This is a genomic window from Neotabrizicola paludis (assembly GCF_044142105.1).
Taxonomy (GTDB): Bacteria; Pseudomonadota; Alphaproteobacteria; order Rhodobacterales; family Rhodobacteraceae; genus Pseudogemmobacter.
In genome coordinates this window covers 28,768-48,254 of the sequence record NZ_JBGTYM010000005.1, presented here as the reverse complement: position 1 = coordinate 48,254, position 19,487 = coordinate 28,768, and the positions used below count along the sequence as shown (strand labels likewise).

The 19,487-nt window shown below is 65.1% G+C and carries 22 protein-coding genes; 12 read left to right on the top strand and 10 right to left on the bottom strand.

The features are described 5' to 3' along the window. The first annotated feature begins 21 nt into the window (after positions 1-21). From ACED67_RS12290 to ACED67_RS12275, 4 genes are all read left to right on the top strand, one after another. Entirely contained in the window at positions 22-1,782 is a 1,761-nt protein-coding gene (locus tag ACED67_RS12290; protein ID WP_395541938.1) for a sensor histidine kinase, read from the top strand. A gap of 7 nt (positions 1,783-1,789) precedes the next feature. Next, on the top strand, positions 1,790-3,124 hold the full coding sequence (locus ACED67_RS12285) for a sigma-54-dependent transcriptional regulator (protein ID WP_395541937.1): 1,335 nt from the start codon (positions 1,790-1,792) through the stop codon (positions 3,122-3,124). Between the two features lies 1 nt (position 3,125). Then, a complete protein-coding gene (locus tag ACED67_RS12280) occupies positions 3,126-3,323 on the top strand; it encodes a hypothetical protein (RefSeq protein ID WP_395541936.1) in 198 nt (65 codons plus the stop codon). A 460-nt stretch (positions 3,324-3,783) separates the two neighbouring features. Next, the gene (locus tag ACED67_RS12275) at positions 3,784-6,567 is read left to right on the top strand and encodes an Rne/Rng family ribonuclease (RefSeq protein WP_395541935.1); all 2,784 of its coding nucleotides are present in this window, start codon (positions 3,784-3,786) and stop codon (positions 6,565-6,567) included. Positions 6,568-6,677: 110 nt separating this feature from the next. Here the strand turns inward: ACED67_RS12275 and ACED67_RS12270 are convergent, their stop codons facing one another. Both ACED67_RS12270 and ACED67_RS12265 read right to left on the bottom strand, forming a co-directional pair. Next, positions 6,678-7,046: a hypothetical protein gene (locus ACED67_RS12270; protein WP_395541934.1), complete on the bottom strand. Its 369-nt coding sequence runs from the start codon at positions 7,044-7,046 to the stop codon at positions 6,678-6,680. 97 nt (positions 7,047-7,143) lie between these two features. Further along, positions 7,144-7,374: a sulfurtransferase TusA family protein gene (locus tag ACED67_RS12265; protein ID WP_395542174.1), complete on the bottom strand. Its 231-nt coding sequence runs from the start codon at positions 7,372-7,374 to the stop codon at positions 7,144-7,146. 131 nt (positions 7,375-7,505) lie between these two features. On the opposite strand from ACED67_RS12265, the gene ACED67_RS12260 reads away from it, so the two are divergent. The 3 genes from ACED67_RS12260 to ACED67_RS12250 all read left to right on the top strand — a co-directional run bounded on the left by ACED67_RS12260 (position 7,506) and on the right by ACED67_RS12250 (position 11,023). Then, entirely contained in the window at positions 7,506-8,264 is a 759-nt protein-coding gene (locus ACED67_RS12260) for a cytochrome c biogenesis CcdA family protein (RefSeq protein WP_395541933.1), read from the top strand. 123 nt (positions 8,265-8,387) lie between these two features. Further along, on the top strand, positions 8,388-9,668 hold the full coding sequence (locus ACED67_RS12255) for a hypothetical protein (protein ID WP_395541932.1): 1,281 nt from the start codon (positions 8,388-8,390) through the stop codon (positions 9,666-9,668). Continuing rightward, the gene (locus ACED67_RS12250) at positions 9,665-11,023 is read left to right on the top strand and encodes a cytochrome P450 (RefSeq protein WP_395541931.1); all 1,359 of its coding nucleotides are present in this window, start codon (positions 9,665-9,667) and stop codon (positions 11,021-11,023) included. The genes ACED67_RS12255 and ACED67_RS12250 overlap by 4 nt, the downstream gene beginning before the upstream one ends. A gap of 67 nt (positions 11,024-11,090) precedes the next feature. On the opposite strand, the gene purS is transcribed toward ACED67_RS12250, so the two are convergent. Together purS and ACED67_RS12240 are read right to left on the bottom strand one after the other, a co-directional pair. Continuing rightward, the gene (gene purS, locus ACED67_RS12245; RefSeq protein WP_395541930.1) at positions 11,091-11,330 is read right to left on the bottom strand and encodes a phosphoribosylformylglycinamidine synthase subunit PurS; all 240 of its coding nucleotides are present in this window, start codon (positions 11,328-11,330) and stop codon (positions 11,091-11,093) included. 16 nt (positions 11,331-11,346) lie between these two features. Further along, complete coding sequence (locus ACED67_RS12240; RefSeq protein ID WP_395541929.1) at positions 11,347-12,105, bottom strand: phosphoribosylaminoimidazolesuccinocarboxamide synthase; 759 nt, start codon at positions 12,103-12,105, stop codon at positions 11,347-11,349. Between the two features lie 201 nt (positions 12,106-12,306). On the opposite strand from ACED67_RS12240, the gene ACED67_RS12235 reads away from it, so the two are divergent. Both ACED67_RS12235 and bmt read left to right on the top strand, forming a co-directional pair. Then, positions 12,307-12,621 carry a DUF1476 domain-containing protein gene (locus ACED67_RS12235; protein WP_395541928.1) on the top strand — a complete coding sequence of 105 codons (315 nt, stop codon included), beginning with the start codon at positions 12,307-12,309 and terminating at the stop codon, positions 12,619-12,621. A gap of 197 nt (positions 12,622-12,818) precedes the next feature. Then, positions 12,819-13,832 carry a betaine--homocysteine S-methyltransferase gene (bmt, locus tag ACED67_RS12230; RefSeq protein ID WP_395541927.1) on the top strand — a complete coding sequence of 338 codons (1,014 nt, stop codon included), beginning with the start codon at positions 12,819-12,821 and terminating at the stop codon, positions 13,830-13,832. Between the two features lie 41 nt (positions 13,833-13,873). Here bmt and ACED67_RS12225 read toward each other — a convergent pair whose 3' ends face one another. Continuing rightward, positions 13,874-14,332, bottom strand: a complete 459-nt coding sequence (locus ACED67_RS12225) for a hypothetical protein (protein WP_395541926.1) — start codon at positions 14,330-14,332, stop codon at positions 13,874-13,876. A gap of 63 nt (positions 14,333-14,395) precedes the next feature. Then, complete coding sequence (locus tag ACED67_RS12220) at positions 14,396-15,487, bottom strand: PA0069 family radical SAM protein (protein WP_395541925.1); 1,092 nt, start codon at positions 15,485-15,487, stop codon at positions 14,396-14,398. A 159-nt stretch (positions 15,488-15,646) separates the two neighbouring features. Here ACED67_RS12220 and ACED67_RS12215 point away from each other — a divergent pair, with 159 nt between their 5' ends. The 3 genes from ACED67_RS12215 (at position 15,647) to ACED67_RS12205 (ending at position 17,271) form a co-directional block, all read left to right on the top strand. Next, entirely contained in the window at positions 15,647-16,342 is a 696-nt protein-coding gene (locus ACED67_RS12215; protein ID WP_395541924.1) for a cobalamin B12-binding domain-containing protein, read from the top strand. A 111-nt stretch (positions 16,343-16,453) separates the two neighbouring features. Beyond that, complete coding sequence (locus tag ACED67_RS12210) at positions 16,454-16,612, top strand: hypothetical protein (RefSeq protein ID WP_395541922.1); 159 nt, start codon at positions 16,454-16,456, stop codon at positions 16,610-16,612. Then, positions 16,603-17,271, top strand: coding sequence for a DUF1638 domain-containing protein (locus tag ACED67_RS12205; RefSeq protein ID WP_395541921.1), 669 nt, complete (start codon positions 16,603-16,605; stop codon positions 17,269-17,271). Before ACED67_RS12210 ends, ACED67_RS12205 begins: the two co-directional genes overlap by 10 nt. On the opposite strand, the gene ACED67_RS12200 is transcribed toward ACED67_RS12205, so the two are convergent. The 4 genes from ACED67_RS12200 to fumC form a co-directional block, all read right to left on the bottom strand. Beyond that, entirely contained in the window at positions 17,250-17,474 is a 225-nt protein-coding gene (locus ACED67_RS12200; RefSeq protein ID WP_395541920.1) for a ribbon-helix-helix domain-containing protein, read from the bottom strand. The two genes, ACED67_RS12205 and ACED67_RS12200, sit on opposite strands and share 22 nt — an antisense overlap. 90 nt (positions 17,475-17,564) lie before the next feature. Then, positions 17,565-17,795: an N-(5'-phosphoribosyl)anthranilate isomerase gene (locus tag ACED67_RS12195; RefSeq protein WP_395541919.1), complete on the bottom strand. Its 231-nt coding sequence runs from the start codon at positions 17,793-17,795 to the stop codon at positions 17,565-17,567. Positions 17,796-17,842: 47 nt separating this feature from the next. Continuing rightward, positions 17,843-18,034, bottom strand: coding sequence for a DUF4169 family protein (locus ACED67_RS12190; RefSeq protein ID WP_395541918.1), 192 nt, complete (start codon positions 18,032-18,034; stop codon positions 17,843-17,845). Positions 18,035-18,048: 14 nt separating this feature from the next. Further along, positions 18,049-19,443, bottom strand: coding sequence for a class II fumarate hydratase (gene fumC, locus ACED67_RS12185; RefSeq protein WP_395541917.1), 1,395 nt, complete (start codon positions 19,441-19,443; stop codon positions 18,049-18,051). Positions 19,444-19,487 lie beyond the last annotated feature (44 nt).

The window sequence follows — 19,487 nt, the reverse complement described above, 5'->3', positions numbered from 1 at the left end:
CGGCAGGCTTAGGATCGCGCCATGTTTGCCGATACCGCCACGGAGACCGACGACGCACCGCAGGGCCTGCCCCTGGGGGTGAAGATTGTCGTGGCCTTCCTGATCCTTGTGGCGGTGGGCGTGGTGATCGTGTCGAACCGCTGGCTGACCGAGCGCTTTGTCGAGACGACGCGCAACCGGTCGGACGTGCGGCTGGCGCTGTATACCGGGAATCTGGTGTCGGAATTGCAGCGCACCTCGGTGGTGCCGCTGATCCTGGCGCGCGACCCTGATCTGATCACGGCGCTGCGGGACGGGAATTTCTCGTCCACATCGGCCAAGCTGATCCAGCTGCAATCGGAAATCGGCGTGGCCTCGATCCGGCTCATGGATGGCGACGGGCGCGTGGTGGGGGCGACGAACCGCAACCTTCTGGGCGTGAGCCACCGCAGCGACCCCTATTTCGTCGATGCGCAGCGGGCCAAGGAGACGGTCTTCACCTCGGTCAAGCGCGAGGCGGGCGGCTTCGACTTTACCTATTCGCGGGCGCTGCGCGCGGATGGCAAGGTGCTGGGGGTGATCGTCGTCTCGGTCGACCTGATGAAATATGAGCGCGCCTGGTCGGGGTTGCAGGATGCCGTGCTGGTGACGGACAGCGAGGGCACGGTGATCCTGGCGACCGAGCCGGTCTGGCGCGGTCTGCCGCTGAGCGAGGCCTTGGCGGTGAAGGATGCGCCCTCGGCCATCGCGCGGGCCTTTCAGGCCACGACCGACTGGGCCTGGGAGCCGCCGGACGCCTATGTGAAGGGCGAGGCGGTGATGCGGACCGAGGCTCGGGTGCCGTTCCGCGGCTGGAAGATCGTGACCTTCACAGCCTATGATTCGGTGCGCGAGAAGGTGAATGGCATCCTGGCGCTGGAGATCATGGGCTTCGCCATCCTGATGGCGCTGTCCTTCTATGTCCTGTCGCGACGGGCCTGGTCGCGTTCGGTCAGTCTGCAACGGGAATCGGCGGAGCTGCGGCTGTTGAACGCGCGGCTGCAGCGCGAGATCGCGGAACGCGAGCGGGTGCAGAAGAACCTGGAAGTGGCCGAGCAGACCCTGGCGCAATCGTCGAAACTGGCGGCTTTGGGCGAGATGTCGGCCGCGGTGAGCCATGAGCTGAACCAGCCGCTGGCCGCGATGAAGACCTATCTGGCGGGGGCGCGGCTGTTGTTGCAGCGCAAGCGGCCGGATGAGGCGCTGTCATCTTTCCAGAGGATAGATGACCTGATCGAGCGGATGGGCGCGATCACGCGGCAGCTGAAAAGCTACGCGAGGAAAGGCGGCGAAGCCTTTGAACCGGTTGACCTTCGTGCCTGTATCTCATCGGCGCTGTCGATGATGGAGCCGCAGCTGAAGGCGCGCGTCGTCAAGATCACCCGCACCCTGCCGCGCCAGCCGGTTATGGTGATGGCTGATCGGATCCGTCTGGAACAGGTCATCATCAACCTTTTGCGCAACGCGCTGGACGCGATCAAGGAATCGCCTTCACCGCATGTCGAGCTTCTTCTGGCGGCGGGCGAGACGGCGACTTTGACGGTACGCGACAATGGGCATGGGATTGCCGATTTGGACAATCTCTTTGAGCCATTTTACACCACCAAGAAACCGGGAGAGGGGGTCGGGCTTGGCCTTGCCATCTCGTCGGGCATTGTAGGCGACCTTGGCGGCCGGTTGACGGCCCGCAACGGGGAAAACGGCGGCGCGGTCTTCGAGATGCAGCTGCCGATCCTCGGCAAGGAGCAGGAAGCAGCAGAATGAGGGGCCAATGGCACGCACGATGAAAGTGGCGATCGTCGACGACGAGGCAGATATGCGGGCGTCGATCAGCCAATGGCTGGCGCTTTCGGGGTTCGACACCGAGACCTATGGCAGCGCCGAAGATGCGCTGAAGGCAATCGGACCCGAATTTCAAGGGGTTGTCGTTTCGGACATCAAGATGCCGGGCATGGATGGCATGGCCTTCCTGAAGCGCCTTATGAGCCAGGATTCCGGCCTGCCGGTGATCATGATCACCGGCCATGGCGATGTGCCGATGGCGGTCGAGGCGATGCGCGTCGGCGCTTTCGATTTCCTGGAAAAGCCGTTCAACCCCGACCGGATGACAGAACTGGCCAAGAAGGCCACCCAGGCGCGGCGGATGACGCTGGACAACCGCGCGCTGCGAAAAGAATTGTCGGATGGCTCGACCATCATGAAGAAGCTCGTGGGGTCCAGCCCGGCGATGGAGCGGCTGCGCGAGGATATTCTCGATCTGGGCCAGGCGGATTCCCACGTTCTGATCGATGGCGAGACCGGTACGGGCAAGACCCTGGTGGCCCATGCGCTGCACGCGGTCGGGCCGCGGGCATCGAAGAAATTCGTCACCATCTCTTGTGCGGCCTGGGCCGAGGATCAGCTTGCGACCAAGCTTTTCGGGCCAGGCGGCGATGACGGGGCGATCCCGCTGGTCGAAGAGGCGCGCGGCGGAACGCTGTGCCTTGAGGATATCGAGGCGCTGCCCAATGCGCTTCAGGCGCGGCTTCTGACCTTCATCAACGAGCAGGGTGTGCCGCCGGAGACCAGGATCATCGCGATCTGCAACCAGCATGCGCCGGACATGACGCTGGAACAGACGCTGCGGCAGGACCTGTTCTATCGCCTGGGCGCGATGACCATCGTTCTGCCGCCGCTCCGGGCGCGGGGCGAGGATATCCTGCAGCTGTTCACGCGGTTGAGCGAGCAGTTTTCCGAGGAATATGGCTGTGAAGCCCCGCAGGTGACGGCGCAGGAAGCGGCGCAATTGTTGCAGGCGCCCTGGCCGGGCAATGTGCGGCAATTGGTCAATATTGCGGAACGCGCGGTCTTGCAGAACCGCCGCGGCTCGGGTTCGATCGCGTCCTTGCTGATGGCCGACAACGAGACTTCGGGTCCGTCGGCGATGACGACCGAGGGTAAGCCGCTGAAGGAATATGTCGAGGCTTTCGAACGGATGCTGATCGACAACACGATGCGCCGCCACAAGGGCAGCATCGTCGCGGTGATGGACGAATTGTGCCTGCCGCGCCGGACGTTGAACGAGAAGATGGCCAAATACAGCCTGACCCGGTCGGATTACGTCTGAGATGCGCCGGCTGGCCTTGCCGATCGCAATGCTGGCCGCCAGCCCTGCCCGGGCGGAATGTCTGGGGCAGGGCTGTTATGACGGCCTGTTGGTGGCGCTGATCCTGATCGGGCTGGGCGGGCTTGCCATCGTCGCATTGGCGATCTGGCTTTTGCTGCGGCTTCTTCGCCATCTGCGCCGCAACCGGCCCTCGGCTTGACGCACGCCCGTTTGCGCAGGCCCGCAGGCGCAGGATTGGCGCGGCTCTGAGGGCCACCGGAAAAACAGCATTGTGCTGGTGCCCCTTTTGTCGATAGTTTGAGGGCCTGGGGCCCTGTGGGGCCGACTATGGAATTCTCTCCCTTCCCAGGCGGGCCGGCCGCGCAAAGCGCGTCGACGCCATGAGGGGAGCCGGATCAGCCGCAAGGCTGTGCACATTGCCGAAGGACACAGCGCAAGCGCCGTCCGGCTGGCCACCAAAGGCGGAGGGTCCGCAAGGCCCTCTTGACGTGAACCGCGATGAGGCGCGCGAGCATTGCAGGATCAGGCGAGGTCTGCCCAACGGGCAGCACCCGCGCACCTGTGCTCGTCGCCCGCGCCCAGACAAGCCGTCCCATCCGTATTGATCCGCCCCCCGGTTCGCCGGGGGGATATTTGCGCTTGGGACGCAATGGAACAACATGCCCAAGAAGATGCTTATCGACGCCACCCACGCGGAAGAGACCCGCGTTGTCGTGGTGGACGGAAACAAGGTCGAAGAGTTCGACTTTGAAACCCTGAACAAGCGCCAATTGGCCGGGAATATCTACCTGGCCAAGGTGACGCGGGTCGAACCCTCGCTGCAGGCGGCCTTTGTGGATTACGGCGGGAACCGGCACGGCTTCCTGGCCTTTGCGGAAATCCACCCGGATTATTACCAGATCCCGGTCGCCGACCGTAAGGCGCTTCTGGAAGAGGAACGCGCCATGGCGCGGGCCGAGGAAGAGGAAGACAATCGCCGTCAGCGCCGCCGTCCGGGCCCGCGCCCCAAGCCCGCCGCCGTTGAAGGCGAGGCGGTGGTGGCGCGTGGCCCGTCGGAAATGGACGTGGTCGATCTGGAGGACGAGGGGGCCGAGGCCCTTGCCGAGCCGGTGGCCGCCGAGACCGTGGCCGAGGATCATGACCATGCGCATGAGCACGACCATGGCCATGATCACGCCGCGGTCGAAAACGGCAATGGCGCGCGGCCCTATCGGGCGATGGACCATGCCTCCGACACGGATGACGAGATCGAATCGGTCGCCGAGGAGGATGTCGCCGAGGAGATTTCGGCCCCGCGCCGCCCCAAGCTGCGCCGCTACAAGATCCAGGAAGTGGTCAAGGTGCGCCAGATCATGCTGGTGCAGGTGGTCAAGGAAGAGCGCGGCAACAAGGGCGCGGCGCTGACGACCTATCTGTCGCTGGCGGGTCGCTATTGCGTCTTGATGCCGAACACCGCGCGCGGCGGCGGGATTTCCCGCAAGATCACCAATGCGGTCGACCGCAAGAAGCTCAAAGAAATCGCGGGCGAGATGGAGGTGCCGGAAGGCGCCGGCCTGATCATCCGCACGGCGGGCGCCAAGCGCACCAAGGCCGAGATCAAGCGCGACTACGAATATCTGATGCGGATGTGGGAACAGGTCCGCGACCTGACCCTGAAAAGCATCGCCCCCGCGGCGATCTATGAGGAAGGCGATCTGATCAAGCGCTCGATCCGCGATCTTTACAGCAGAGAGATCGACGAGGTGCTGGTCGAGGGCGAGGCGGGCTATCGTACCGCCAAGGACTTCATGAAGATGATCATGCCGTCCCATGCCAAGCAGGTGAAGCGCTATGACGAGCCGATGCCGCTGTTCGCGCGCTATCAGGTGGAAAGCTATCTGGGCGGCATGTTCAACCCGGTCGTGCAGCTCAAATCCGGCGGCTATATCGTCATCGGCGTGACCGAGGCGCTGGTTGCCATCGACGTGAACTCGGGCCGGGCGACGAAGGAAGGCTCGATCGAGGAAACCGCGCTCAAGACCAATCTCGAGGCTGCGGAAGAGATCAGCCGCCAGCTGCGCCTGCGCGACCTGGCCGGTCTGATCGTGATCGACTTCATCGACATGGAAGAGCGGAAGAACAATGCCGCGGTCGAGAAGCGTCTGAAAGACAAGCTGAAAACCGACCGGGCGCGCATTCAGGTCGGCCGCATCTCGGGTTTTGGCCTGATGGAGATGTCGCGCCAGCGGCTGCGGCCGGGCATGCTGGAATCCACCACCCAGCCCTGCCCGCATTGCCATGGCACCGGGCTGATCCGGTCGGATGACAGCATGGCGCTGACCATCCTGCGCGCGCTGGATGAGGAAGGCACGCGCAAGCGGTCGAAGGAAGTGCTGCTGAAGGCGCCGGTCGGAATCGTGAACTTCCTGTTCAACCACAAGCGCGAGCATATCGTCCTGATCGAGACGCGCTATGGCATGGCGGTGCGGATCGAGGCCGATCCGATGCTGGTCTCGCCGGATTATTCCATTGAAAAGTTCAAGACCGCGACACGGGTCGTGCCCGAGCCTTCGACGGTGATCTCGGGCCATGCGGGCCTGATGGGCGCGCCGGTCGACGAGGATGAGGACGAGGATCTGGTCGACGAGATCCTCGATGAGGAAGAGGAGGCCGAGGAGGCCGTGGCCGAGGGCGGCGAGGCGAAGGCCGCGCGGTCCGAAGGCAATGGCGATGGCGGCGGGAAGAAGAAGCGTCGCCGGCGTCGGCGTCGGCGCGGCGGCCGCGATGGCCAGGGCGAGGGTGCGACAGGCGCATCGGCGGCCGAGGGCGATGACGGCGATGACGAGGGCGAGGATGGTGACGAGGGCGATGCGGGCGAGGCCGATCTGGCCGTGACCGTCGAGCTTGTGGCTGGGACGGCGGAAGCGCCTGTCGAGGCGGTGGCCGAAGAAGCCCCGGCCAAGCCCAAGCGCACCCGCAAGCCGCGCGCCAAGGCGGGCGCCGCCGCGGCCGAGGCGGTGACGCCGGAAGCGGTGACGGTGGAAGAGGCGGCCCCTGCCGCCGCGCCCGTTGTCGCCGAGGCCGCTGTCGCGACGGAGGCTGCCGCGGCGGAGGTGCCCGCGCCGAAGAAGAAGACGAGCCGCGCTAAGCCCAAGGCGGCGACCGCCGAAGGCGAGGCCAAGCCTGCCAAACCTGCCACGCGCGCGCGCAGCAGCAAGGCCAAGGCGGCGCCCGTGCCGGAGGTTGAAGCTTCGGTCGCGGAAGCGCCGGTCGTGGCTGCTCCTGTCGAAGCGCCGGTCTCTGCGGAGGCCCTGGTGGTCGAACTGCCGCCCCTGGCCGTCGATCCGGGCCTGGCGGTGGCAGAGGCGGTCCATGCCGATCCGGCGGCCGAGACGGTCGCGGAACCCGTGGCCGATGACCCGGCCAAGCCGCGCCGCAAGGGGTGGTGGTCGCTCAAGCGCTGAGGCTTTGCCCGAGGCAACCTCAGGACGATGTCAAGACAAGGGGGCCCGCGGGCCCCCTTCGTCTTTGGCGATGCTGCGAAACCGTGTTGGGCCGCTTGCGGACGGAGCGGTCATTCGTTCTGGACAAACCGACCCTGTTCATCAGGCCACGTCCAGATACTTTCATCTGCGCGTATTGCTGCGACCACTGCCTCAGCGCGTTCTCGTGATGTGCGACGTTCGCCAAGCCCCATGTATTCAGCCTCGACGTGAACGAGATAGCTGACGACCTGATCGCGCGGTGCGCCCTGCCTTAACTGAGAAGCGGCGGAAATCAGATAGTCGTCATACTCATTTGCAAACCCTTGGTTCGCTTCGTCTCTCCATTTTCCCGGCAAATGCCCGCTTGATCCCAGAAGTCCTATTGGGTCCCAAAGGTTCCAGCCGATGTCGCGCAACCTCGATAACTTAACTCGGGGCTGGGGGAGCATATCTGTCATTTAAGGCCTTCAACGCTGCCGAATGTTGCAAGCGTATGAGAAGATCGCAATGGTCTGCAATGGACCCAACCGGACCAACACGGTTTCGCGGCGTGGGTTAGTCCTTTGCGCGCAGGAAATGCAGCGTGACGGTGCCTTCGGCCCGGCTGCCCAGATAGAGATGCCCGCTCTGGGTGCAGAAATGCGGCAGGTCCACTGCCGCCATGGCATCGGTCGCCCGCACCGCGAGAACCTGACCCGGTGCCAGCGTCATCAGCCGCTTGCGCGCGCGCAGGACGGGCAGGGGGCACAAGAGCCCCTCGCAGTCGATCTCGTGGTCCCAGGTCATCTCCATGGCGCTTCCTAGCGGGCCGGGGTGGATTGTGACAAGACACTCCCGGCAAAGTGACGGCGACGTGCGCCATCTCGCGGTGACGCGGGGCAGGCGGGGCGCTAAGCAGGGGCCACGGGGGACCTTTGATGCTTGGCTTTGACATTCTGGACGCGGGATTGGTGGCGGCGACGCTTCTGGCGCTGACCGGCGGCCTGTTGTCGTTCCTCAGCCCCTGCGTGCTTCCGGTCGTGCCGCCCTATCTGGCCTATATGGGCGGGATCTCGATGGGCGAGATGACCAGCGCCTCGGCGGCGCGCAAGCGGGTGATCCTGCCGGCGCTGTTCTTCGTGCTCGGCCTGTCGACGATCTTCCTGCTGCTGGGTTTTGCCACATCCGCCTTCGGCATCTTCGTCCTGACCAATCAGGAATGGTTCAGCCGCATCGCGGGGACGATCATCATCGTGCTGGGCCTGCATTTCCTGGGGCTGTTCCGCATTCCCCTGCTGATGCGCGAGGCGCGGGTGGATGCGGGCGATCAGGGCGGTTCGGCCCTGGGCGCCTTTGTTCTGGGGCTGGCCTTCGCGGCGGGCTGGACGCCCTGCAATGGCCCGATCCTGGCCGGCATCCTGACCCTCGCGGCGCGCGAGGCCGATATGGGCCGCAGCATCTATCTGATGGGCGCCTATTCCATCGGCCTGGGCCTGCCCTTCCTTCTGTCGGCGATCTTCATCACCCGGGCGCTGGCCCTGATGAAGCGAATCAAGCCGCATCTGCGCAAGGTCGAGATCGTGATGGGGCTGTTCCTCATCCTGGTCGGGGTGATGATGTTCACCGGCTCTTTCTCGATCTTCCAGGGCTGGATGCTGGACGTGATGGAGCAGCTGGGCATTCCGCTGCTGGGCTAGCCCCGGCCGCCCTCCCTGCCTGTGAGGAAAATCTCCTGCCGGGGGTAAGGCCCCGGCGCGGAGCGCTTTTCCCACTTATTTCCGCCCCGTTCTTCCGCCATCCTTGGCGGGCAAGAGGGCGGGATGAAACTGGAGCCGGTAGAGCGGGATCAGGCGCGGGCGGCGGGGCGGGTGTTCCGGCGGCGGGTTTTCTACATTCCGGGCTATGATCCGATCCATCCCCGGCGCTATCGCGAATTGTACCGCAAGGAAGGCGCCCATCAGGCGGCGCTGTCGGGCTATCGGCTCAGCCTGCGCCCCAAGACCGGCGGCGGGCCCTATGGCTGGCAGGTGACGGGTGATGTCGAGGGCGCCCGGGTCGAGGCCGAAGTCGAGGTGCTGGTCTGGTCGGATATCGTGCGCGGCAGCATGTCGAATTCGATCCCCGCCACCTATCTGCAGCTTGTCCGCACCGCCTGGGCCTATATCGGCTCGGGCGCGCTGTTCCGGCTGATGCGCCTGCGCAAGGGGCCGATGATCGCGGCGCTTTATCCGATCGTGTTTCTGCTGCTGCAATTGACGGTGGCGGTGGGCCTGGGGTGGGCGGTGGCGAAGCTGATGCTTTGGCCGCTGGCGAATATACCCGTCTCAAGAACCCTTGCCGTGGCTTTGGCCACGGGTCACGCCCTGATCTGGATTGCCGTCGCGAAGGCGGTTCTCATCTGGTTCCGCGCCAGGGACAACAAGGTCTTTGCCTGGTACCTGATGCATGATTATGCCTATTCGGCACAGGCGGGAGGGGCGAATCCGCCCGATCTGGAAGCGCGGATGTCGGATTTTCGCAAGGCGATCCGTGCGGCGCTGGAGCAGGATCTGGACGAGGTTCTGGTCATCGGCCATTCCTCGGGCGCGCATCTGGGCGTGTCGATACTGGCGGACCTGATCCGGGGCGGGCTGCCTGACACGCGCCCGGCCCTGTCCTTTCTGTCGCTGGGGCAGGTGGTGCCGATGGTGTCTTTCCTGCCGCGCGCCACGCGGCTGCGGGCGGATCTGCACTATCTGTCGACGCGCGGGGAACTGACCTGGGTCGATGTGACCGCGCCGGGCGATGGCTGCGCCTTCGCGCTGTGCGATCCGGTGTCGGTGACGGGCGTCGCGCCCGAGGGGAAACGCTGGCCGCTGGTGATCTCGGCCGCCTTCACGCGGACGCTCAGCCCGGCCAGGTGGCAGGCGCTGCGGCGGCGCTGGTTCCGGCTGCATTTCCAGTATCTCTGCGCCTTCGATGCCCTGCCGGGCGCGGCGGATGATTATGATTATTTCCGCATCACGGCCGGGCCGCAGACGCTGGGCGCGCGGTTCGCGGCGCGAAAGCCGTCGAAAAGCCGGATCGAGACCCCGGTCAGCGGCTATCGCAGCACGGCATGAGCGGCTGTCCCTTCCACCCGCCGAAGCCGCCGGCGCGGGCCGACAAGGTCTCGCTCTGGACGCATCTGCGGCTGTTCCGGCGCGACATCCTGTCGGCACAGCCGGCGCGGCTGTACCGGGCCTGGATGGCCGAATTCCGAACGCCCTTCTTCCGCAGCTACATGGTCAATGACCCGGCGCTGATCCGGCTGGTGCTGAACGAGCGGCCCGGGGATTTCCCGAAATCTGACCGGGTGGGCGAGGGGTTGCGCGTGCTGCTGGGCCAGTCGGTCTTTGTGACCAATGGTGAGGTCTGGAAGCGGCAGCGGCGGATCATCGACCCGGCTTTCGAGGGCGGGCGTCTGCGCGAGACCTATCCGGCGATGCTGGCCGCCGCGCAGGTGGCGGTGGCGCGGATGAGCGAAGGCGTGGTCGAGATCGAAGAGGCGGCCAGCCATGCGGCGGCGGATGTGATCTTCCGCACCCTGTTCTCGATCCCGATCGAGCACCGGCTGGCCGCCGAGGTCTTTGCCGCCTTCCGCGCCTATCAGCGCAGCCAGCCGATCCTGAACCTCGCGGCCTTCCTGCCCCTGCCGCGCTGGATGCCCCGCTTTCACCGCAAGGCGACTCGGCAGGCGGCGGCGCAGATCCGGCTTCTGATCGAGGAACTGGTGGCGGCGCGGGGGGAGGAGATCGCGGCAGGGACGGCGCCGGACGATCTGGCCACCAAGATCATGGTCACGCGCGATCCGGTGACGGGGCGGGGCTTCACCCCGGCCGAAATGGTCGACCAGGTGGCGATCTTCTTTCTGGCCGGGCATGAGACCAGCGCCTCGGCCCTGGCCTGGGCGCTGTATCTGCTGGCGCTGTATCCTGAGGTGCAGGCGCGGGTGGCGGCAGAGGTGGCCGGTCTGGGCGCGGCGCCCGAATTCGGCGACATCGCCCGGCTGCGGCTGACGCGCGATGTGTTCCGCGAGACGCTGCGGCTGTATCCGCCAGTGCCGATGATGGTGCGCGAGGCGGCATGCCCCGAAACCTTCCGGGGTCGCGCGGTCAAGCCGGGGGCGCAGGTGGTGCTGTCGCCCTGGCATTTGCAGCGCCATGAGCGGCTGTGGTCCGACCCGGACGGGTTCGACCCGGATCGCTGGGGGCGCGAGGAGACCAGGGCCTCGGCGCGCGCGGCCTATATGCCGTTTTCCGCCGGGCCCCGGGTCTGCACCGGGGCGGGCTTTGCGATGGTCGAAGGGCCGCTGCTGCTGGCGGTATTGCTGCGGGCTTTCCGGTTCGAGCGCATCCACGGCGACGATCCGGTGCCGGTGGCGCATCTGACCGTGCGGGCCCGCGACGGAATCAGATTGCGCGTGGCGCGGCGCTGAGTACGATTTTTCGCCGAAAAATCAAGATCGTCGATCCTTCGGCGAAGGATCGGACCGGCACTGCCGGTCAGGCCAGGTCGACGCGGTAGCTTTCGATCACGGTATTTGCCAAGAGCTTCTCGCACATCGCTTTGACCTCGGCTTCGGCCTTGGCGGCATCCGAGGTGGCGAGGTCCAGCTCGATCACCTTGCCCTGGCGCACGCCTTCTACCCCGGAAAAGCCCAGCGAGCCGAGCGCATGGCGGATCGCCTCGCCCTGCGGATCAAGGACGCCGGATTTCAGCATGACAGTGACGCGGGCTTTCATCGGGCTTCTCCGGGGCTCAGTTGATCAGCGAAGGCTTGGTGGTATGGGTGACATTCGAGGGCAGGACGCCCAGGCGCCGGGCCAGTTCGGTATGGACATCGGCCAAGGGGCCGGGATCATCGACCGAACCGTCGGCGCGTTCGGGCAGGCGCAGATCCCAGAGCCGCATCGATTCAGGGCTGATTTCATCGGCGACGATCAGGCGCATATAGTCGCCTTCCCAGATCCGGCCGACTTCCAGGCGGAAATCCATCAGCCGCACGCCCACGCCCAGCATGACGCCGGACAGGAAATCGTTCACCCGCAGGGCCAGCGCGACCATATCGTCGAGATCCTGCTGGTTGGCCCAGTTGAAGGCGATGATATGTTCTTCGGAGACGAGCGGCGTGCCCAGCTTGTCGTCCTTGTAGTAATATTCGACGATCGGGCGCGGCAGCGGCGTGCCTTCGGGAATGCCAAGGCGGCGCGACAGGTCGCCTGCGGCGAAGTTGCGCACCACGATCTCGAGCGGGATGATCTCGGCCATGCGGACAAGCTGTTCGCGCATGTTGAGACGGCGCATGAAATGCGTGGGCACGCCGATGGCGTTTAGGCCGGACATGAAGAATTCTGACAGGCGGTTGTTGAGCACGCCCTTGCCTTCGGTCGCGGTCGAGATCGGCGCCACATTGTCGGCGGCGGAATCGTCCTTGAAATACTGGATCAGCGTGCCGGGTTCGGGGCCTTCGAACAGGATCTTGGCCTTGCCTTCATAGACCTTCTTGCGCCGTGCCATCATGCATCCCGAAACGGAAAGGACAAAAAGGGGCGGCGGCGCCACCCCGGAAGCTTTGGCCTTGGCCTATAAGCCAAGGGCCGTGCCGCCGCAAGGCGCCCGCGCGGGACGCGGACCCCGCCGATGCAGGATACCCTTGCAGGACTGGCTCGCTCTGGGCATATGACGGTAAAGACGTCCATCGCCCCGAGGGAGACCGAGATGACCACTTTTGACGATCGCGAGAATGCCTTCGAGAGCAAATTCGCCCATGACAGCGAGATGCAGTTCAAGGCCGAGGCGCGGCGTAACAAGCTTGTGGGGCTTTGGGCCGCCGGGCTGATGGGCAAGACGGGCGACGCCGCCGATGCCTATGCGCGCGAGGTGGTGGCAGCCGATTTCGAGGAAGCAGGCAGCGAGGACGTGGTGCGCAAGATCGTGGCCGATCTGGCGGGCAAGGCCACGGCCGACGAGGTGCGCGCCAAGGTGGCCGAACTGATGCCGGTGGCCAAGGCGCAGTTGATGAGCGAGATCTGATCCGCGCCAGAAGCGCGAGACCAGGGGCCGTGCCGGATCATACCGGGACGGCCCCTTTGCATTCGTGCAGACGGGCGCCTGGGGTCAGGGCAGGGCCAGGGGGCGCTGCCGCCGGAGAACGAGAATGAAATTGCATCGACCGGGGCCGCATGGCAGAGGAAAACGGGTTGAAGACAACCCGACCCCGGAGGTGAAAGATGAGTGACGACGCGCTGAGCCGCCTGCTGGCAAGCCGCGACTGGCTGATGGCCGATGGGGCAACCGGAACCAACCTGTTCAACATGGGCCTCGCCTCGGGCGAGCCACCGGAATTGTGGAACACCGACCAGCCCGACAATATCCGCACGCTCTATCGCGGCGCGGTCGAGGCCGGGTCGGACATCTTCCTGACCAACACTTTCGGCGGCAATGCCGCGCGGCTTAAGCTGCACAATGCTCAGGGCCGCGTGCGCGAGCTGAATCGCGTCGGCGCGGAGCTGGGCCGCGAGATCGCCGATGCCGCCGGGCGGCCGGTCGTCGTTGCGGGTTCGGTCGGGCCGACGGGCGAGATCTTCGAGCCGATGGGCACGCTGACCCATGCCGCTGCCGTGGAGATCTTTCATGAGCAGGCCGAGGGTCTGAAGGAAGGCGGCGCGGATGTCTTGTGGATCGAGACGATCAGCGCGCCCGAGGAATATCGCGCGGCGGCCGAAGCGGCGGCGCTGGCCGGGATGCCCTGGTGCGGCACGATGAGCTTTGACACGGCGGGGCGCACGATGATGGGCGTGACCTCGGCGGCGATGGCCGAACTGGTCGAGAAGCTGCCCAATCCGCCGATCGCCTTTGGCGCCAATTGCGGCGTGGGCGCGAGCGACCTGATGCGCACGGTGATGGGCTTTGTCGGCGCGGGCAGCCATCGGCCGATCATCGCCAAGGGCAACGCGGGCATTCCGAAGTATCACGATGGCCATATCCATTATGACGGCACGCCAGAACTGATGGCGGAATATGCGGTGCTGGCGCGGGATGCGGGGGTGCGCATCATCGGCGGCTGCTGCGGCACCATGCCCGAGCATCTGCGCGCCATGCGCGCCGCGCTGGAAAGCCGCCCCAAGGGGCCGGTGCCGACCCTGGAAGACATCTCCGCGCATTTGGGCGGCTTCTCCTCGGCTTCGGACGGGACGGATGGCGAAGGCCCGGTGCGGCGCGAACGGCGCGGACGGCGGGGCTGAGGGTTTCGGTGGGCCCGCTGATCGCAGGCGGCGCGTCGACCTTAGTCGTGCTTTGCCTGCCAGAAACTAATCTGGTATTCGATCAGATCATCCGGGTCTTCGGGCTGATAAAACTCGACGATGCAGGGTCTGTCGGGGAACTGCCAAGCTAACTTCGCCTGGTAGATCTCCTTTAGAATGTTGCCGAGATAGATCAGCTTGTCCTTCGTGCAGTCCTCGCATCCGTGAGCTTGAATGTCCGCGAGGTGCAGATGGTTTAACACCCATTCTACGGATTTCGGCGTTGCGTTGGGCTGCCGTTCGAAGGCGTCGATCCGGTTGTCCGGACAGCCTGCGCGAAGGATGTAATCCCGGTTGACCTCGAACTCCGGCCAGAACTCATTGGCATAGGCCACGGCGAGAAGGCAGTTGCCCAGTCCAGCGACCAGGACTCCAAGGTCTGCCCTTTCTCCCCATCGCGACAGTTCCTGCTCAACGCTTTCCGGGATTCTTCGGGGCACCGTACGCTCCTTGAGAAGGTTTGATGTTCCACCTTAGCATCCGCGCAAGGTGCAGCAATAACGCTAGAACAGGCTTGGCTGGTCGCCCCGTGCCAGGGGCGGCTGGAACAGGTCGCAACGCAGGGGCGGCAGGCGATTGGTATAGCCCAGCCGCGCGCAGGCCTTGTCGAAGCGCTGGCCGATCAGCCGCGACCACAGGCCCTCGCCCCGCATCCTTTGGCCCCAGGCGGCGTCATAGTCCTTGCCGCCTCGGCTTTCGCGGATGCGCGCCATGATCTTGGCGGCGCGGCCCGGTTCCGAACGATCCAGCCAGTCCCGGAACAGGGGGGCGACCTCAAGCGGCAGGCGCAGCATGATCCAGCTCGCGCCCTGCGCCCCGGCCTCGCGTGCGGCGGCAAGGATCGGCTCAAGCTCGTGGTCGGTCAGGCCGGGAATGACCGGCGCAACCATGACCCGCACCGGAATGCCGGCCTGCGCGAGCCGCCGGATCACCGCCAGCCGCCGGGCGGGGGCGGCGGCGCGGGGTTCCATGCGGCGTGACAGGCCGGGATCGAGCGTGGTGACCGAGATGCCGACCCGCAGCAGGCCCTGCGCCGCCATCGGGGCGAGGATGTCGAGATCGCTTTCGACCAGGGTGCCCTTGGTGGTGATTGCCGTGGGGTGGTTGAAGGCGGAGAGAACCTCGAGAATTTCGCGCATCACCCGGTGCTTCGCCTCGATCGGCTGGTAGGGATCGGTGTTGGTGCCAAGGGCCACGGTGGCGACGCGGTAGCTGCGGGCGCGCAGCTCGCGGTCGAGCACGGCGCCGATGCCGGGGCGCGCGATGAGCCGGGTTTCGAAATCGAGGCCGGGCGAGAGGTTCAGCCAGGCATGGGTCGGGCGGGCGAAGCAATAGACGCAGCCATGTTCGCAGCCGCGATAGGGGTTGACGCTGCGGTCGAAGGGCAGATCGGGCGAGCGGTTCCAGCTGAGCGCCGAGCGCGGCCTTTCCAGCCGCACTTCGCTGACGATCAGCCGGTCTTCCTCGGGCAGATCCCAGCCGTCGTCGGCAGCCTCGCGCCGGGTCGGCTCGTACCGCCCGGTCTCGTTCGACGCGGCCCCGCGGGCGCGGAGGCGCTGGCCTTGCAGGAGCGAGGGGTGGGGCGCCTTTTCCATGGCACCAAACTAGAACAAAATGGGAACATGCGCTATCCCTCGTGCTGCGCATTTTTCTTGCTGTCGGCTTTCATTCCGGGCATGTCGCTTAATGAGCAGTCGCAAGGGCGCTTTCGGCCCATGCAACAGGCAGACACCGCCCTTTCTTGGAGCGCCCAGATGGCCGACGACGAGATCATCCTTTCCGAACTGCCCGATGACGAGCTGGTCTTGCAGATGCATGACGATCTCTATGACGGTCTCAAGGAAGAGATCGAGGAAGGCACCGAGATCCTTCTGGAACGCGGCTGGACGCCCTATGACGTTCTGACCAAGGCGCTGGTTGCAGGCATGAAGATCGTCGGTGACGATTTCCGCGACGGCATCCTCTTCGTGCCGGAAGTGCTGCTTTCGGCCAATGCGATGAAGGCGGGGATGCACATCCTCAAGCCGTTGCTGGCTGAAACCGGGGCGCCCCGCATGGGCAAGATGGTGATCGGCACGGTGAAGGGCGACATCCACGACATCGGCAAGAACCTTGTCGCGATGATGATGGAAGGCGCGGGCTTCGAAGTGCTGGACCTGGGCATCAACAATTCGGTCGAGAAATATCTCGACGCGCTTGAAGCCGAGAAGCCCGATATCCTGGGCATGTCGGCGCTGCTGACCACGACCATGCCCTATATGAAGGTTGTGATCGACACGATGAAGGAAAAGGGCATGCGCGAGGATTACATCGTCCTCGTGGGTGGCGCGCCCTTGAACGAGGAATTCGGCAAGGCGATCGGCGCCGATGCCTATTGCCGCGATGCCGCCGTGGCGGTGGAGACCGCCAAGACCTTCGTGGCGCGCAAGCACAACCAGCTGGGCGCCTGAGCCGGAATTTCCGGCGATGTCTTGCAAAGGCCCCGGAATTTCCGGGGTCTCGTCGTTTCGTGACTTGGATTCCGCGACAAGGGGGGCCACATTTGGAATGTGGAGGGCTGGATGATGCCATTGACCCATTTCCTCGGGATGCTCTGCCTGGTGATCCTTGCGGCGGGGACGACGCTGATTCTGGCGCTTTGGGCGCATGTGCCGCTTCTGGCGCTGTCTTTCGCGGCGGTGATGGGCAGCCTGATCCTGGGCGCGCGGCAGTGGCGCTAGGCGCCGGGAAGTCGCCTGATGCCCCGGACGATGCGGTTCTGACCGAAACGGGGCTGGCGCCCGCGCAGACGGGCCGGGTTCTGCTGATCGCCTGTGGCGCGCTGGCGCATGAGATTCTGGCGGTGAAGGCAGCGAATGGCTGGGACCATCTCGACCTGCAATGCCTGCCCGCCAAACTGCATCTTTGGCCCGACCGGATCACCCAGGCGGTCGAAGAGGCGGTGCTGGAGCGGCGGGGCGACTATGCCGCGGTGCTGGTGGTCTATGCCGATTGCGGCACGGGCGGGCAATTGCAGGAAAAGTGCAAGCAACTGGGCGTCGAGATGATCGAGGGCCCGCATTGCTATTCGTTCTTTGAAGGGAATGCGGTTTTCGCCGAGAAATCGGAGACCGAGTTCACCGCCTTTTACCTGACCGATTTTCTGGTGCGGCAGTTCGATGCCTTCGTGTGGAAGCCGATGGGGCTGGACCGCCATCCCGAGCTGCGCGACATGCTGTTCGGCAATTACACCAAGCTGGTCTATCAGGCCCAGACCGAGGATCCCGCCCTGGATGCCAAGGCGCGCGACTGCGCGGCGCGGTTGGGGCTGGATTATGAGCGGCGCTTCACCGGCTATGGCGATCTGGTGCCCGCGCTTCAGCGCGCGGCGGAGCGATAGTGGTTCAGCACGAAGACGCGGATCGCCGAGGCGAGGCCGGTCTCGGGCGGACGGCTGCCATCGATTTCGGCGGCAAGCTCGTTGAGGCTTTGGCCGCGTTCGGCGGCAAGCGTGCGGAAAGCGTCCCAGAATTCTGATTCGAGCGAGACGCTGGTGCGGTGGCCCTGAAGGGTCAGCGAGTGTTTGATTGGGCGGGCGGACATGATCTGCGCATAGCGCAGGCGGCCGCTACACGCAAAATCCTTCGAAGGATTTTGCAAATCTTTTCGAAAAGATTTGCAGCCTGAGGCCGGTCACAGGACGATCCGCACCGGCTCGCGGTTGCAGAAGATGATGAACTGGCCCGCGTTTTCGACCACACGAAAACCCCGACGCCGCACTTCATGGAGAAAACGGTCGCGGCCCAGGATGCGGTCTACATCCTGCACCTTGCGGCGGACGATGCCGCCTTCGGCCGCGCTGCGGGCGGAAAAGAGATGCGCGACCCAGCGATCCGGGGTGATCGGGACAGGCAGATCCTTCATAGCGCACCTCCTGCGCGACAGGCTCGCGCAGGGTGGTTAAATGCCGGTTAATCCTGATCCTGCTCGCGGTCGCGGTGATGGGCGTCAAGATCGCGCGCCGCCTTTTCGGCGCGCGCCTGCTGCAACTCTTTCTCGGCCTTGCTGCGCCCGAATTTCGCCGCTTGCGCATCCGCCGTGGCGCGGGCGGCCTTGCGGGCCGCCTGCTTGCGCGCGGTGCGCAGGTTGACGATCTCGGCCATCAGCCCTCCGACACTCAGCCCTTCGGTCCGATCATGTCTTCGGGCCGCACGACGCGGTCGAAGGTCTCGGCATCGACGAAGCCCAGGGCAATCGCCTCCTCGCGCAGAGTGGTACCGTTCTTGTGGGCGGTCTTCGCAACCTTGGTGGCGTTGTCATAGCCGATGGTCGGGGCCAGCGCCGTCACCAGCATCAGGCTTTCCTTCATCAGCTTGTCGATCCGCGCCACATTGGCCTGGGTGCCGACCACCATGTTGTCGGTGAAGGACGAGGCCGCATCGCCCAGAAGCTGCATGGATTGCAGCACGTTATAGGACATCATCGGATTGTAGACGTTCAGTTCGAAATGCCCCTGCGACCCGGCGAAACCAACCGCCGCATCATTGCCCATGACATGGGCACAGACCATGGTCAGCGCCTCGGCCTGGGTCGGGTTCACCTTACCCGGCATGATCGAGGAGCCCGGCTCGTTTTCCGGCAGGATCAGCTCTCCCAGGCCCGAACGCGGGCCGGAACCCAGCAGACGCAGGTCATTGGCGATCTTGAACAGGGCCGCCGCGACCGTCTTGAGCGCGCCCGAGAACATCACCATCGCGTCATGCGCCGCCAGCGCCTCGAACTTGTTCGGAGCGGTGACGAAGGGCAGGCCGGTGATCCTGGCGATCTCGGCCGCGACGGCGGCGTCATAGCCCTTGCGGGTGTTCAGCCCGGTGCCGACGGCGGTGCCGCCCTGCGCCAGTTCGTAAATGTCGGTCAGGCACATCTTCACCCGGGCGATGCCTTTGTCGACCTGGGTCGCGTAGCCGGAAAACTCCTGGCCCAGCGTCAGCGGCGTCGCATCCTGGGTATGGGTGCGGCCGATCTTGATGATGTCCTTGAACTCCTCGACCTTGGCCCAGAGCGCCTTGGAAAGCTTTTCCAGCCCCGGGATCAGCACGTCGCGCGCATGCATCCCGATCGCCACATACATTGCGGTCGGGAATGTGTCGTTCGAGGACTGGCCCATGTTCACATGGTCATTCGGATGGACGGGCTTCTTCGAGCCCATCACGCCGCCCAGCATTTCGATGGCGCGGTTCGAGATCACCTCGTTGGCATTCATGTTCGATTGCGTGCCGGACCCGGTCTGCCAGACGACCAGCGGGAAATTGTCGTCGAACTTGCCCTCGATCACTTCCTGCGCGGCGGCTTTGATCGCCTCGGCCAGCGCGGCATCCAGATCGCCCTGCGCCGCGTTTACGGTGGCCGCGGCCTTCTTGATCACGCCCAGCGCGCGGATCACCGGGACGGGCTGCTTTTCCCAACCGATCGGGAAGTTGATGATCGAGCGCTGGGTCTGTGCGCCCCAATACTTGTCGGAAGGAACCTCAAGCGGGCCAAAGCTGTCGGTCTCGGTACGGGTCGCGGTCATCGGAAGACTCCTGCAATGCTCTCGCGGCCCCCGATAGCGCCGCA